The 14,551-nt window shown below is 40.7% G+C and carries 12 protein-coding genes and 2 pseudogenes; 3 read left to right on the forward strand and 11 right to left on the reverse strand.

What is annotated here, in order from left to right:
• Window positions 1-28 precede the first annotated feature (28 nt).
• Window positions 29-166: a hypothetical protein gene (locus L1765_RS08295; protein ID WP_236406266.1), complete on the forward strand. Its 138-nt coding sequence runs from the start codon at window positions 29-31 to the stop codon at window positions 164-166.
• Between the two features lie 203 nt (window positions 167-369).
• Here the strand turns inward: L1765_RS08295 and L1765_RS08300 are convergent, their stop codons facing one another.
• The 5 genes and pseudogenes from L1765_RS08300 to tnpA all read right to left on the reverse strand — a co-directional run.
• Window positions 370-2,790, reverse strand: a complete 2,421-nt coding sequence (locus tag L1765_RS08300) for a heavy metal translocating P-type ATPase (protein WP_236406267.1) — start codon at window positions 2,788-2,790, stop codon at window positions 370-372.
• A 115-nt stretch (window positions 2,791-2,905) separates the two neighbouring features.
• Window positions 2,906-4,852 carry a putative bifunctional diguanylate cyclase/phosphodiesterase gene (locus L1765_RS08305; protein WP_236406268.1) on the reverse strand — a complete coding sequence of 649 codons (1,947 nt, stop codon included), beginning with the start codon at window positions 4,850-4,852 and terminating at the stop codon, window positions 2,906-2,908.
• 250 nt (window positions 4,853-5,102) lie between these two features.
• Window positions 5,103-6,014 carry a tyrosine-type recombinase/integrase gene (locus L1765_RS08310; RefSeq protein WP_236406270.1) on the reverse strand — a complete coding sequence of 304 codons (912 nt, stop codon included), beginning with the start codon at window positions 6,012-6,014 and terminating at the stop codon, window positions 5,103-5,105.
• A gap of 106 nt (window positions 6,015-6,120) precedes the next feature.
• Window positions 6,121-6,498: pseudogene (locus L1765_RS08315) on the reverse strand (transposase); the annotation flags it as partial.
• A 326-nt stretch (window positions 6,499-6,824) separates the two neighbouring features.
• Window positions 6,825-7,061: pseudogene (gene tnpA, locus L1765_RS08320) on the reverse strand (IS200/IS605 family transposase); the annotation flags it as partial.
• A 200-nt stretch (window positions 7,062-7,261) separates the two neighbouring features.
• Between tnpA and L1765_RS08325 the strand changes: the two are divergent.
• The gene (locus tag L1765_RS08325) at window positions 7,262-7,591 is read left to right on the forward strand and encodes a hypothetical protein (protein ID WP_236406272.1); all 330 of its coding nucleotides are present in this window, start codon (window positions 7,262-7,264) and stop codon (window positions 7,589-7,591) included.
• Window positions 7,592-7,678: 87 nt separating this feature from the next.
• Here the strand turns inward: L1765_RS08325 and gatB are convergent, their stop codons facing one another.
• The 3 genes from gatB to gatC are packed head-to-tail and all read right to left on the reverse strand — an operon-like array spanning window position 7,679 to window position 10,933.
• On the reverse strand, window positions 7,679-9,118 hold the full coding sequence (gatB, locus tag L1765_RS08330) for an Asp-tRNA(Asn)/Glu-tRNA(Gln) amidotransferase subunit GatB (RefSeq protein WP_236406273.1): 1,440 nt from the start codon (window positions 9,116-9,118) through the stop codon (window positions 7,679-7,681).
• Window positions 9,119-9,131: 13 nt separating this feature from the next.
• A complete protein-coding gene (gene gatA, locus L1765_RS08335) occupies window positions 9,132-10,589 on the reverse strand; it encodes an Asp-tRNA(Asn)/Glu-tRNA(Gln) amidotransferase subunit GatA (RefSeq protein WP_236406274.1) in 1,458 nt (485 codons plus the stop codon).
• Between the two features lie 50 nt (window positions 10,590-10,639).
• Window positions 10,640-10,933 (reverse strand): Asp-tRNA(Asn)/Glu-tRNA(Gln) amidotransferase subunit GatC, encoded by a 294-nt coding sequence (gene gatC / locus L1765_RS08340; RefSeq protein ID WP_236406275.1) that lies wholly within the window; start codon window positions 10,931-10,933, stop codon window positions 10,640-10,642.
• A gap of 273 nt (window positions 10,934-11,206) precedes the next feature.
• On the opposite strand from gatC, the gene L1765_RS08345 reads away from it, so the two are divergent.
• A complete protein-coding gene (locus tag L1765_RS08345; RefSeq protein WP_236406276.1) occupies window positions 11,207-11,452 on the forward strand; it encodes a hypothetical protein in 246 nt (81 codons plus the stop codon).
• Window positions 11,453-11,606: 154 nt separating this feature from the next.
• Here L1765_RS08345 and L1765_RS08350 read toward each other — a convergent pair whose 3' ends face one another.
• The 3 genes from L1765_RS08350 to L1765_RS08360 form a co-directional block, all read right to left on the reverse strand.
• Window positions 11,607-12,464 (reverse strand): YitT family protein, encoded by an 858-nt coding sequence (locus L1765_RS08350; protein WP_407942235.1) that lies wholly within the window; start codon window positions 12,462-12,464, stop codon window positions 11,607-11,609.
• 218 nt (window positions 12,465-12,682) lie between these two features.
• Window positions 12,683-12,997 carry a YbjQ family protein gene (locus L1765_RS08355; protein ID WP_236406278.1) on the reverse strand — a complete coding sequence of 105 codons (315 nt, stop codon included), beginning with the start codon at window positions 12,995-12,997 and terminating at the stop codon, window positions 12,683-12,685.
• Between the two features lie 258 nt (window positions 12,998-13,255).
• Complete coding sequence (locus L1765_RS08360) at window positions 13,256-14,215, reverse strand: MraY family glycosyltransferase (protein ID WP_236406279.1); 960 nt, start codon at window positions 14,213-14,215, stop codon at window positions 13,256-13,258.
• Window positions 14,216-14,551: the final 336 nt, after the last annotated feature.

Genomic DNA, 14,551 nt, shown 5'->3' on the forward strand with positions numbered 1-14,551 from the left:
AAATCCTATTGTATAGGGGGTGGAACTCATGATAGATTGTTGTACACCAGCAGAGGAAAAAAATAGAAAAGAAGTCAAAACTGTAGATGACTGTTGTGCACCAATGAGTAAACAGGAGGAAATAAAGGAAGAAAAGACGGAAAAAAAGCGCGGTTGCGGTTGTTAACTAAAAAATGGGCTGTCCCAAATGTACGGGATAGCCCATTTTTATTAAAGAGCCTGTTCAAAATGGAGGATAAAAAGGGCCGAGAAGTTCAAGGCAGCGTAGCTTTGAGCACCGGAGCGTATGCTTTTAATACGTGAGGAGCGCAAAAGCAAGCTAACGCAGAAATTCGACAGCAATTTTTACCGGACTTTTTGAACTTCCTTTTAAAATCCTTTCATTGGGTTAAATCGTTTCAATAAGGTTGAGTTGGTGACAACGGATACCGAACTGAACGCCATCGCAGCACCTGCAATAATCGGACTCAGGAATCCAAGGGCAGCAACTGGAATTCCTAATGTATTGTATATGAGGGCCCAGAACAGATTTTGTTTTGCCTTTCTCATCGTTTGACGGCTTAAGCGAATCGCTGCAACAATCCCGCGCAAATCCCCTCTCATAAGCGTGATATCCGCAGCTTCCATAGCTACATCAGTACCTGTTCCTATGGCAATACCGATATCAGCGGTGGCAAGGGCAGGTGCATCATTGATTCCATCACCCACCATGGCCACGATGCGTTCCTCTTTTTTCAACTTTTCCACATTGGATGCCTTCTCTTCAGGGAGGACTTCCGCCAGTACATTCTCCGGCTTAATGCCAACCTGACGGGCAATGGCATGGGCAGTCCTTACGTTGTCTCCAGTAATCATCATCACCCGAATCCCCATTTTTTGCAAAGCCTTAATGGCTTCGGCAGAGGTATCCTTTACCGTATCAGCCACTGCAATCAAACCAGCCAACCGATGATTTATGGCAACTAGCATTGCTGTTTTGCCATTTTCCTCCAGGGCTTCTATTTCTTTTTCATGACCTGAGAAATCGATATTTTTTTCACGCAACAATTTTCGTGTTCCCACAACCATCCGGTTTCCATCAACGGTTGCTTCAATCCCATGGCCGGGAATGGCATGAAAGGATTCCGGATCAGCCAGTTGCAGATTTTTGGCTTTTGCTCCTGCCACGATGGCCTCTGCCAAAGGGTGTTCTGAGTTCTTTTCAGCAGAGGAAACAATCTGAAGGAATTTCTCTTCCGTCCATTCCTTCGAAAGGGGAATCACATCGGTCAACTCTGGTTTTCCTTTTGTAATTGTTCCTGTTTTATCCAGAACGATCACATCCGTTTTATACGCACTCTCTAAATGCTCCCCACCTTTTATCAATATCCCGCTTTCAGCCCCTTTTCCTGTTCCCACCATCACCGCCGTCGGAGTTGCTAAACCAAGGGCACAGGGACAGGCAATCACAAGAACGGCAGTGGCAAATAAAAGAGCGAGTGTTAAATCTCTGGTTAACACATACCAGATGGTAAAGGTGAGAAGGGCAATCAGCACGACCGTCGGCACAAAAACAGAAGAAATTTTGTCCGCCATTCTCTGAATGGGAGCTTTTGATCCTTGGGCATCTTCTACGATTTTAACAATTTGTGCCAATGCCGTATCTTTTCCAACCTTTGTTGCTCTAAATTTAAACGTTCCATATTTGTTGAGGGTGGCCCCGATGACTTCATCTCCTGTCTTCTTCTCTACCGGAATACTTTCCCCTGTCAGCATGGATTCATCCAAACTGGAAGAACCCTCCACGATGATGCCATCAACCGGAACTTTTTCCCCGGGGCGAACCACAATAATGTCATCTACGATTACGTCTTCAATAGGAATATCCTTTTCTTCCCCATTGCGTATCACTCTGGCTGTCTTGGCCTGCAGTCCCATCAACTTCTTGATCGCTTCGGAAGTACGTCCCTTGGCAACCGCTTCAAGAAGTTTTCCCAAAATAATTAACGTAATAATCACTGCACTTGTTTCATAATAAACGGCCGTTTCACCAATCAAATCTCCCCAAAAAGTTGCGATTACACTGTAGATATAAGCCGCCGAAGTACCCATCGCGATAAGAACCGACATATTGGCTGATTTATTCCTTAGGTTGTGATAGGAATCCACATAAAACTGCCAGCCGGCATAAAACTGAATCGGGGTAGCAAGTGCAAACTGGAAATATTTGTTAAAAAAGATGGCTGGCAGATTCCAGGTGAATATTTCCGCAAACATATAGAGGACCAAGGGGACTGAGAGGGCGGCTGAAAACACAAATAATCGTTTTTGCCTGGCAATTTCCTTTTCCCTCGCTTCCCTTTCGGCATCAGCCGAACCTTCCTCATCGGCCGAAAAAGATTCATAGCCCAGTTTTTCAATTGCCTGCTTCATTTCACCAATTGAAATAAGATTTTCATTATATTCCACCATGGCCAATTCCATTCCGAAATTTACCGTAGCTGAATATACCCCATTTAAACTGTTCAGTTTCTTTTCAATTTTTTGGGCGCAGTTGGCGCAGGTCATCCCGACCAGTTTCAGCTTCGCTCTTGATTTTGGAACCGTATAGCCCAATTTTTCAATTTTCTCCTCGAACTGGGCGGGTTGAACCTCATCAGGATTATAGGTTATGGTTGCCTTTTCTACAGCAAAATTGACATTTGCCTCAACCACACCAGGGATTTTTTTTAAGTTCTTTTCAATCTTCAAAGCACAGCTTGCACATGTCATGCCGTTTATTTTCAGGGATGTTTGTTTCATATCGCCCATGAACGATTCCACCTTCAGTCATTTCTTCCACCTTAACATTATGACTTCAACCTAATGATTGGATGTTTTGGTGGATGCAAAATCTTTATACATAGTTCTTTGCTTTGAAGGGGGACTATATACATTTTTCCAATATTAACATCTCTTCAAATTCTTCAGCTGGAACCGGCCTGCTAAATAAATATCCCTGAATCTCATCGCAGCACTTCTTTTGCAGAAAAGCCTCTTGTGTTTTGGTTTCTACTCCCTCTGCAACCACCTTTAAATGTAATTGATGGGCAAGGGTAATAATAGCTTCAACAATTGCTGCGTTGTCACGGTCAGTATCAATGTCTTTGATAAAGCTTCGGTCAATCTTTAAGGTATCGATGGGGAGCCGCTTTAAATAATTGAGGGAAGAATATCCTGTACCAAAATCATCTACGGAAATATGAACTCCCATTTCCTTTAATTGAGTTAACATTTCAATGTTTTTCTCAGGATTCTTCATAATATCACTTTCGGTGATTTCGATTTCCAAATAATGCGGTTGAAGTCCAGATTCTTTCAGGGCATTGTGTACCATTTCCATTAAATTATCTCTCTGTAATTGGCGGGGAGAAATATTTACTGAAACCCTTATCGGAGGATAACCCATATCCTGCCATTTCTTATTTTGTTTGCAGGCAGTTCGCATTACCCATTCACCAATAGGAATAATGAGGTTGGTTTTTTCAGCTAAAGGGATAAATTCAGTTGGAGAAATCAATCCTTCCTTCGGATTTTTCCATCTAAGCAATGCCTCCATGCCATTTATTTTCCCAGATCGAATATCTATTCTTGGTTGATAATGTATGATAAATTCTTTATTTGTTAATGCTTTTCGTAAGTGTTTTTGTAATGTGAGTTGTCTTAATCCATCATCGCTCCAGATATCCGTATAGTATTGATACGTATTTCCTCCATGATCTTTAGCTCGATACAATGCAACATCGGCATTTTTTAACAGGGTGTCCATATCTTTTGCATCATCAGGAAATAAACTAATTCCAACGCTTGCTGTTACAATAATTTCTTCCTCTTGAATCATAAACGGCTTGTCCAACATTTTGAGTACCTTTTGTGCAATGATTTCTACGTGTTTACAGAAGGAAACATGTCGAGAAGGCGTATTTTCTATAAGCAAAATAAATTCGTCTCCGCCAAGACGGGCGAGGAAAATATCATCATCAAACAACCCCTTTAACCTGACTGCCATGTTTTTTAATAGGGCATCCCCAAATGTGTGTCCAAATGCATCATTAATCCATTTAAATTGGTCCAAATCAAGAATCAAAATGGCAAGCTTTTGATCATCTTGGTTTTGGGATAGCTTTAAGTTTAATTGTTCGTTTAACATGCGGCGGTTTGGCAAGCCCGTTAGTTGATCATAATAAGCCTGATATTTTATGATTTCATCCTTCTCTTTCAGTTCTGTGATATCCCTAAAGAAAGCGATAAAGTTTTGGGGTTCTTCATTTTCATTTACGGCAGTTATCGTAATCCATTCCAAGTATATTTCTCCATTCTTTCTCCTGTTCCAAATCTCTCCCTGCCAATGACCAAATTGTAGCAATGTGCTCCACATACTTTTGTAGAACTCTTTTGTCTGTTTTCCTGATTTTAATATGCTAGGATTTTTCCCGATCACTTCTTCTTGTGAATAGCCCGTAATTCGGGTAAAAGCCGGATTAACCAGTTGAATTTCCCCCTCTGAATTACAAACCATAATTCCTTCAACAGAATGGTCAAACACTGCTTTTGAAAGAAGCAGGTTATTCTCAGAATCTTTAAGAGCCTTTTGTGTTTTTACAAGTTGTTCAACTCCCCGTTTCATAAGCAAATACAGAATCAAACCGGTAGTTATAACAAAAAACCATCCTTTCAGCAGTTGAATCCAGGTATATATCACCTTGTCTTTTACTAATGAATCTACTAGTTTATCAGATAGTAAAATCCACAGTCCTCCGAAGATTACATAGATAGCAGAAATTTTAAGAGCAATATTTTCTTTACTTATAAGTATGTTTTTATTTCTTTTCATTCCATCACCTCTTTCACCATGATCTGGTGATCTCCATCTGGACATAAGGAACACTTCTGGTTTTTAGTTGTTGGTTGATCAAACATTGTTAGTACATTTGCACGAATCAAGGTGTTAAAATATAATAGTCGTACAATGTATCTTGTACGACATGCTGTAGTTTTGTAAGATGTTAACCGATACATTCTACGACCATTGTAAATTAATTTTCACAAAATATCTACAGTTTCCAAAACAAATCGACATAATTTTACAAATACACACTTTCAGACAAACTTTCCTCTACATAATCAGGTGCTGATTTATTTATTTGCTCCACTGTGTGCAGGTATCGTTGAGTCGTTATTATTTGGGAATGGCCCAAATTGGCCTGTACTTGTTGTAAGGTTGCTCCATTAAGCAAAGCCATAGTCGCATTTGTGTGTCTAAGCCAGTGCGGTGTTATCTTTTTATTGATACTAGAATTTTTTCTCGCTTTTTCAATTACTCTTTCCACTTGTCTTACAGATAAGGGAAACAGCAGGCTATCATGTTTATTTTTTTCCTGCCGTAAATCGTATTCTTTTAGCAACCTCCACAGTTTTTTAGGAACCTTCACTTCTCTACTTTTATTTCCTTTTCCCTTTCTAACAGATAACCAGATATGTTCTTCTGTTGCATCATAATAAAAATCACTCCAGCGAATAGAAATCAGTTCAGACACCCGTAAACCCATTAAGACAAAAATCAAACCCATCATATAATCTCTATGACTCTGCGCTTTAAGTTGGAGTAAAAATAAATGAATTTCACGTTTTGTTAAAAAGTGATTTTTGCTTCGAATGTCTATTTTGGGCAATTTAATACAGGTAGAAAAATCATAGGAAAAAACCCGAATATTCGGCTCGTAACCCCACTTAAAAAATGAACGAATGGGAGCTAGAATCCCAGCAATCGTTGCAGAAGAATATTCTTTCACGCACTTTGAAAAATCCCCTCTTTGTAAAGCCAGCTTAAATTCTTGTACATCTCTCCAGGTAATTTCAGTAAAAGATTTGTTACCGATAAATTGATGAAACATATCCAATGATCTTTTATAATTGCGATATGTATAAGACGAATTGCGACATTTAGTTTCTAAAAACAACTGAATAATTTGTTGATTTTCTGCTATTTTGTTCATGGTGCCCTCCTCCATATATCTTGTCATATGTCGTACAAGATACATTGTACGACTATTTCCATCTTTTTAATAATAAAAAAAAGAACCTTAAAGTCCTTTATAAGGTCTTTGTAGATCCTTTCTTTCTGCGTGATAGAATATGCTGTTCCTTCGCTAATTTTTCCAAGGCTTGGCGATAGAAACGAGGGTAATTGGCTGTCTTACCTTCTTCACTATCGACAAATAAACCGTTCATGGAAAAATCTAAGCCAACAACAGCTTGTACTTCTTTTTGTACAGGTTGATGTTCATATTCAGTAAGAATAGAAACATAATACTTTCCTGTTTTTGTTCGAGAAACCGTACAAGACTTGATGATATGGCATGATGGAATTTCTCGATGCTGCTTTATCTTTACAAGTTTCAGTTTCGGTAATTTGATATAGCCATCCAAAAGCATAATGTTTCCGTTGACTACGTTGGTTGTGTATGACTGTCTCGCCTTGCCATTGACCTGGAGCCTGTCACCAAAGAATATTACAACAAAAACAGACGAATAAAGAGGGGGCTATTTTGCACCAATCAAAATCAACTGATAAATGCAGATATTAACGGTAGTCTTAATATTCTAAGACAAGCCTATACAGGTATTCCCTATCTGATACAAGCAGTGAGGGATAATGGATGCGTGAACCATCCAAAGCGAATAAGGGTTGCCTAAACCATTAGGTGGAAACTTCAATACCAAACTTCGCTTGAAACAAATCTCTAATCTTTGTTTAGGAAGCTCCCACTTCAAACGTGGACACGTTAAGTGGTGAGTAGTTCACAGGCATTGATGAACTTTGATATTTCACTATTCGGATGTTCTTTGAACAAAATATGCACATGGTCAATATCGTGATTCCATTCGACTAAGGAGATATTGTAATTCTCACCCAATCGAACAAACATATCTTTAGCATAGTCAGATATGGCATCGTCAATCACTTTTCTGCGATGTTTTACAACCAGAACAAGATGGTAATACAACAAGAACACTGAATGATTATTATTGTCTGATTTCATTGATATTACAGCCTTTCATTTATCTAAGACTGATTATATCATAGCACAAAAAAAAAGAGACAACTTTAGGCTACGTCTAACCAAAATTCATCTCCCACTTTCACTGGTGCTTCCGCACCTTCACGTTCAGTAGTGGGAGACTTCTTTCGGAGGTAAGTTAAAATAAATGCCGAGCACGTAACGATCTACCTTGGACCATCATGAATACCTTCATACCCAGCTGCAATCTTTCGACTGCAACCAAACATTTCAGCACCCATGATGATCGGTCGTTCGACTATACAGAATACCTGTACAGCCTTACCGGATCTCTCGACCCGATAGGACTGTTAACTCATGGGAATGAGCCTGCGGCACTCTGTATAATCTTCGCTCGACCCTATACGATTGGTTGGGACCCCATTACCATCCGTTTTGATGATAATGAAGCCTTTCCCAACCGTATAGAATCTTCCCTCCGGCTGTATACAAGCCCAAATGACCTGTATACAACCTTTGGCCGACTCATTTATACCCCCGCAGGAACATAAATGAGTCTTCGCTCAACCGTTACGTACCCGACATCTATAGAGTGTGCAAAAAAAGAAATCATAAACATGCAATTTTTTCCAAAATAATTACCTGTTCTTAAGCCCTTCCTTTAATAACTGGTTCACCATCTGAGGATTCGCCTTACCTTTGGTTTGCTTCATCACTTGTCCAACCAAATACCCAATGGCCCGTTCCTTCCCTGCTTTATAATCCTCGATGGATTGAGGATTTTGCTCCAATACTTCTTCAACGATTTTTCGCAAAGCACCTTCATCACTGATTTGGACTAATCCCTGTTCTTTTACAATTACTTCAGGATCTTTTCCGGTTTCCATCATCTCTTTGAAGACCGTCTTTGCAATCTTTGTGCTGATTGTCCCCTTTTCAACCATTTGTATCATTTTCCCCAAGCCTTCAGGGGTTAATTTTACATCCTTTATTTCCAGTTCATTGGCATTCAGATACCCAAGGACATCTCCCATCATCCAGTTGGAGACTAATTTGGCCTCTGCACCCGTCTTGACAGCCTGCTCAAAGAAATCAGAAATGACCTTCGAAGCAGTTAATACCGATGCATCATAGTCCGGCAGCCCATATTCCTTTGTATACCTTAATTTTCTTTCATCAGGCAGCTCTGGGATCGTTTTTCTTATTTCCTCAATCCAGTTTTGGTCGATGGTAAGAAGAACCAAATCAGGGTCTGGGAAATAGCGATAATCATGGGCCTCTTCTTTTCCTCTCATGACAATCGTCTTGCCGCTATTCTCATCCCATCTCCGAGTTTCTTGAATAATTTCTCCACCAGAAGAAAGAATTTCTTCTTGACGCTTCTCTTCATATTCCAGTCCTCGCTGAACTCCCCGAAAGGAGTTCATGTTTTTCAATTCCGTCTTGGTGCCAAATGTTGTCTGTCCCTTCGGACGGAGGCTAATATTGGCATCACATCTTAAAGATCCTTCCTCCATCTTTACATCGGATACTTCAGTATATTGGAGAATGGACTTCAGTTTTTCCAAATAAGCCCTGGCTTCTTCAGGAGAACGCAAATCCGGCTCTGATACAATTTCAACAAGGGGAACACCGACACGGTTATAATCAACAAGTGAATGATAGGATCCGTCGGCATGAACCAACTTGCCTGCATCTTCTTCCAAATGAAGTCTGGTGATGCCAATTCGTTTCTTTGCTCCATTCACCTCGATCTCAATCCACCCGTTTTTGCCAATGGGCTTATCATACTGTGAAATTTGGTACGCTTTCGGCAAATCGGGATAAAAATAATTTTTCCGGTCAAATTTGCTCTCTGTTGAAATTTCACAATTTAGGGCCAGTGCTGCTTTTATAGCAAATTCCAAAGCACGTTTGTTTAAAACAGGCAACACCCCAGGATGTCCCAAACAGATCGGACAGGTATGCGTGTTTGGGGGAGCTCCAAATTCAGTGGAACACCCACAAAAAATCTTCGATTTTGTAGATAATTCCGCATGAACTTCCAAACCAATGACTGTTTCATAAGTTGTACCCATGACCAATCCCCCTTTACAATGCAGGTTGAACCTTATGATGATCAGAATGCTGCTCATAGGCATGGGCAACACGCAGTATCGTTGATTCATCAAAGGCTTTCCCAATGATTTGTAATCCTACCGGCAAACCGTTTACAAAACCGCAAGGTACACTGATCGCTGGTATTCCCGCCAAATTAACGGGTATGGTTAAAATATCGTTCATGTACATGGTCAGTGGATCATCGGTTTGCTCTCCAATCTTAAAGGCCGGGGTAGGGGCCGTCGGCCCGATGACCACGTCATATTGATCAAAAATCTGTTCAAAATCCCGTTTAATTAATGTCCTTACTTTTTGGGCCTTCAGATAGTAAGCATCGTAGTATCCAGAACTTAATGAGTAAGTTCCCAGCATAATTCTTCTTTTTACTTCTTCACCAAAACCTTGGCTTCTTGTTTCCTTATACATATCCATTAAATTGGACCCCTGATCTGCCCGAACACCATAACGAACTCCGTCATAACGAGCCAGATTGGAAGATGCTTCAGATGAAGCGATCAGGTAATAGGTTGGAACGGCATACTGAGAATGAGGAAGAGAAACCTCATCAATTGCGGCGCCCAATCCTTCCAGCACTTTTAAAGCTTCCTTCACCTTTTCTTTAACCTCTGAATCTACCCCTTCACCCAGATATTCGTTTGGTACTGCAATTTTTAGCCCCTTTACATCGGTAGTTAGAGCTGAAATATAATCCGGTATCGCCACATCGGCAGAGGTGGAATCATAGGTATCATGTCCAGCAATCACCTGTAATACATAAGCCGCATCCTCCACCGTTCTTGTGAGCGGCCCGATTTGGTCCAGTGAAGATGCAAAGGCAACCAACCCAAATCTTGAAACCAATCCATAGGTAGGTTTAAGTCCAACTACACCACAATAAGAGGCAGGCTGTCTGATGGAACCCCCCGTATCTGAACCCAATGCGAAAAAGACTTCTCCTGCCGCCACAGCAGCAGCTGAGCCGCCGCTGGATCCGCCAGGTACATGATCTAAGTTCCAAGGATTAAAGGTAGGATGGAATCCTGAATTCTCCGTTGATGAGCCCATAGCAAACTCATCCATATTTGTTTTTCCAACCATGATGGCTTGTCCGGCATGAAGTCTTTTCATTACAGATGCGTGATAGATGGGATTATAGTTAGCCAATATTTTACTGGCACAGGTTGTCCTTACTCCTTCTGTAACAATGTTATCCTTAATTCCTGCCGGCAACCCAAACAGGATACCTAACTCTTCATTCCTGGACAATTCTTCATCTAGCTTCTTTGCTCTATCTCTGGCTCCTTCTTCATCCAAAGTAAGAAAGGCCTTTACTTTACCGTCTACTTCTTTAATTCGGTCAAAAGAGACTTCCACCAATTCCTGAACCGAATATTCTTTATTAACCAAATCGCTATGTATCTCTTCTATTCGCTTGTGAAATATTTCCACCTTAAACCCTCCCTTATACCAACCCATATTCATTTTGGATTACTGCTTTCCTATTCACTTTCCAATACCGCTGGCACTTTAATCAGACCATCCTCATGATCCGGAGCATTTTTGATTACATCTTCTACAGGCAGGGATGGACGATCCTCATCCTCACGCAACACATTGGAGATGGGTAGTACATGGCTGGTCGGTTCAACATATTCCGTATCCAGCTCATTTAGTTTATTGGCAAATTCCAATATGGCATCCAGTTGTTTGGTGAATGTTTCTTTTTCCTCATCGGTTAAATTCAGCCTGGCCAGATTAGCCACATGCTCAACTTCTTTCTTAGAAATGGCCATCTTCCTCACTCCTCCAATTCACAATCAATATTAAGATGATATCAAAGAAAAAAGGGCATCGCAACCATGCCCGGCAAAGGTTTAAATATTTAATGTAAGGTTTTCTGTCATTGCACCTTTAATGATTAACCACAGATATTAAAATTATATTTCGCTGAATATTGCAAAAAAATCCCGATACCAGCATAATAGATCTTAAGAGCAGCGGTACGAAGTCACGACCCTAAATTAACATAATATCTGCCGAATAGCTGCTTGTATGGGGGGGTTAGCATGTGTGGCGGTGGAGCTTTTGGCCAAAATATTGTAAGCTTTTGGATTTCCGAGTTTAAAAATCAACAATGGATAAATACGAATAAGAATACCGTGTTCAATCAATTCAATTCTATTCGTGGAGTCAGGGAATTTTATATTGATCCCACTACGGGAAAAGTGACCCTGATATGTGTCCCTGGACAAACCGATCGGGAAATGTTGCGCACATCCTTTGTCAAACTGGGTTATTCCGTCATTCGGTAAACAAAAACATAAGTCCGTTGGTGAATATCTTAGTGCTACTTATCTCACAACTATATGGAAATAAAGAATTTTCTCAGACTTTAATCACTCCTTCGCCGAACTCATTTGCGGAGATGTAAATACTTAGTTCCACTTTTATTGTAAACGGAAGTTCTTAGTGAATAGCTTTCTTCTTGAACTGCCCGCCCTTTGTTTCATGGATATTGCCAATGGCCAGAAAAGCATTGGGATCGATATCTTCCACGATTGATTTAAGCTTCGCCAATTCCAGACGGGTAATCACTGTGAACAAAACCTTCTTTCCTTCTCCCGAATATCCGCCCTCTCCGTGCAGATAGGTCACTCCCCGACCTAATCGGGCAAGCAGGGTCTCTCCTATTTCCCCTGATTTATCTGAAATAATCCAAACCGCCTTTGATTCCTCAAAGCCCTCGATGGTCAGATCAATCATTTTAAAGGCGATAAAATAGGTGATCAGTGAATACATGGCCCGGTCCCAACCGAATACAAAACCAGCGCTCCCAAGGATAAATATATTAAAAAACATCACCACTTCTCCAACGGAAAAGGGGAATTTTTTATTAAACAGGATGGCGACAATTTCTGTCCCATCCAGGGATCCTCCATTGCGGATGATCAATCCAACTCCCACACCCAAGATAATTCCCCCAAAGACCGTTGCCAATATGGGTTCCTTCGTCACGGTGGGCAGTCCGTGAAGAAGGTTAACGGTTAGGGATAGAATTGCAACACCAAATAATGTATAGAGAGCAAAACTTTTTCCAATTTGTTTATACCCTACAATCAAAAAAGGAAGATTAAGGAAAAATGTAAACGTCCCTATGGGTATATTGGTGATATAGCTTAAGATAATAGAAATTCCGATGATTCCACCGTCAATAATATTATTAGGTACTAAAAATAATTCCAGTCCAATGGAGACTAAAACAGCACCAAAGAAAATAAACACAAACCGGCGTACTTGAACGGAAAGGGGAATCTTGCGATGCATTTTTCCCAAAGCTTGTTCCTCCATATCATCACCTCTACTTTTGCGAATTAATTAATATATTACCATTTTCAACTATGATGTGGAATTAAAGATTCCCACGTCCGATAGTCGGGTTCGTCAGGAAGTATTGGGGTCCGCTTCAAGTCTAAAGAACGGAGCCCTCAAAGAAAAAAGACTCCGTATGGGAGTCTCCATTACCTGTTAGTCTTCTGATCACTTCACCTCACCTTTACCGCAGTTCCGGTAGCAACAACCATCATCATGCCATCCCGAAGCGTTTCGAAATCCAAATCAATCCCAACAATCGCATTAGCTCCCATTCTGCGGGCCTGTTCCTTCATTTCATTGATGGCAATTTGCCTTCCTTCGGCTAGCTTGTTTTCATAAGCCCCACTGCGTCCACCGATAATATCAGTGATGCTTGCCATGAAATCCCTTACAACATTAGCCCCCATAATGGCCTCCCCGGTAACGATGCCGAGGTATTCTTCCACCTCTTTGTTTTGAATCGTATTGGTTGTGGTTAATATCATCTTCATTTCTCCTTCCTTCATTCATTCTTTACATAACCTGTAAGGATGGAACTAAACATCCATGACCAGAAGAGTCACAAATTGATTTGAAAATGTATTTTCATATCAAAAATTTCACCTTATTGATACGAAAAATCTTACTTCAGGTTTCATCTTCTGTGTATTTCCAGAACCTGAAATCCCCATTTGAACTAAGTCTCTATAGATCGAACACATCTATAGTTTATTCCGTTATATTTTATCCACTTTGATGAATCGTTAGAATATCAAAATCCAGAATAACCATATGGAAAGGAGTGAAAATCCAATGCCCAACGTGTAAAGGACAAGAACCGTCTGTTTTTGGGATAGCCCAATCCCCAATAGGCGATGATGTACATGGGATCGATCGGGAAAATAAATGGGACGGCCAGCCTTTAACCGAGACCAAAATACCTGTATCGTATCGAAAATGGGAACGCCAAATACAAGGATCGTAATCAGCAAGCTGAATAATGTGGCTCCCTTCATCGCTCCGTCAAGGGAAATAACGGCTAAAAGAAACCCCAATAGCATGGAGCCGGCATCCCCCATAAATACTTGGGCCGGAAAAAAGTTATGTCTTAAAAATGCAAGGCTGGATCCAATTAAGATTACCGAAAGCAATCCGCTGATGGTCTGTCCCTTCACAACTGAAATAAAAAACAAACTAAGAGCAGATATGGACGTGATCCCTGCAGCCAGGCCATCCAAGCCATCCAAAAAGTTAATCATATTGGTTAATGCAACCACCCAAAGGATCGTTGCCAAAAGTGAAACCCACTGCGGGAATAGTATATATTGAACATCCATCATCGTATATGTCTGCATCCCCCAAAATCCTACACCCATCATAAAAGAAAAGATTGCCACACTAATCTGTCCCAACAGCTTCCATACCGGTCCCCATTCCTGCCCCCTTGATTTAAACCAGTCATCTAAAACACCAAGCAAAACAAGAAAACCTCCTCCTATCCATATCACCCATGACAGAGCAGTTTTGGGAACCCATATCATCATGGAAATAGCTAAGCCAAGATATATAGCAAGCCCACCTGATAAAGGAATTGGATGCTGATGCTGTTTTCTTGAATTCGGAACATCTACCAATCCCCAAGCTAATGCCACGGTTCTTGTGACTGGAATCAGTAGATAAACAATAAAAAACGAAAATAAAAATGACAATAGGTAGCTTAACATGAAACTTCACCCTTGTTTTAGCGGACTTATTGTTAATATTGGAAAGAAAACCGTGGTTTATCCGATAACTAACCTTCACCACTTATCCAGGAGCTTACCCAACTATACAAATGGAACTAAAGAATTTACTAAGGACAGCCTTCGAGTTTGTGCCAAGCGAAGAGGCTAAAGAATGTAGCAGCGGTTAGCCATCGGATAATTTAAAGCAGCTCAGAGGTCAGCTTCGCCTGGGTGAAAAGAAGCAGATAATCTCTTCCCCCTGCCTTGCTGTCGGTACCAGACATGTTAAATCCGCCAAAGGGATGTACCCCTACAAGGGCTCCGGTACACTTGCGG

Source organism: Microaerobacter geothermalis (genome assembly GCF_021608135.1).
GTDB classification, from domain to species: domain Bacteria; phylum Bacillota; class Bacilli; order DSM-22679; family DSM-22679; genus Microaerobacter; species Microaerobacter geothermalis.

Bases quoted from the DNA above. Each gene is read 5' to 3' on its own strand.
- L1765_RS08355 (WP_236406278.1), bottom strand. From the start codon at position 12,997: ATGATATTAACCACAACCAATACGATTCAAAACAAAGAGGTGGAAGAA.
- gatC (WP_236406275.1), bottom strand. From the start codon at position 10,933: ATGGCCATTTCTAAGAAAGAAGTTGAGCATGTGGCTAATCTGGCCAGG.
- L1765_RS08360 (WP_236406279.1), bottom strand. From the start codon at position 14,215: ATGTTAAGCTACCTATTGTCATTTTTATTTTCGTTTTTTATTGTTTAT.
- L1765_RS08305 (WP_236406268.1), bottom strand. From the start codon at position 4,852: ATGAAAAGAAATAAAAACATACTTATAAGTAAAGAAAATATTGCTCTT.
- gatB (WP_236406273.1), bottom strand. From the start codon at position 9,118: ATGGGTACAACTTATGAAACAGTCATTGGTTTGGAAGTTCATGCGGAA.
- L1765_RS08345 (WP_236406276.1), top strand. From the start codon at position 11,207: ATGTGTGGCGGTGGAGCTTTTGGCCAAAATATTGTAAGCTTTTGGATT.
- L1765_RS08325 (WP_236406272.1), top strand. From the start codon at position 7,262: ATGAATACCTTCATACCCAGCTGCAATCTTTCGACTGCAACCAAACAT.
- L1765_RS08310 (WP_236406270.1), bottom strand. From the start codon at position 6,014: ATGAACAAAATAGCAGAAAATCAACAAATTATTCAGTTGTTTTTAGAA.
- L1765_RS08350 (WP_407942235.1), bottom strand. From the start codon at position 12,464: ATGCATCGCAAGATTCCCCTTTCCGTTCAAGTACGCCGGTTTGTGTTT.
- L1765_RS08295 (WP_236406266.1), top strand. From the start codon at position 29: ATGATAGATTGTTGTACACCAGCAGAGGAAAAAAATAGAAAAGAAGTC.
- L1765_RS08300 (WP_236406267.1), bottom strand. From the start codon at position 2,790: ATGGGCGATATGAAACAAACATCCCTGAAAATAAACGGCATGACATGT.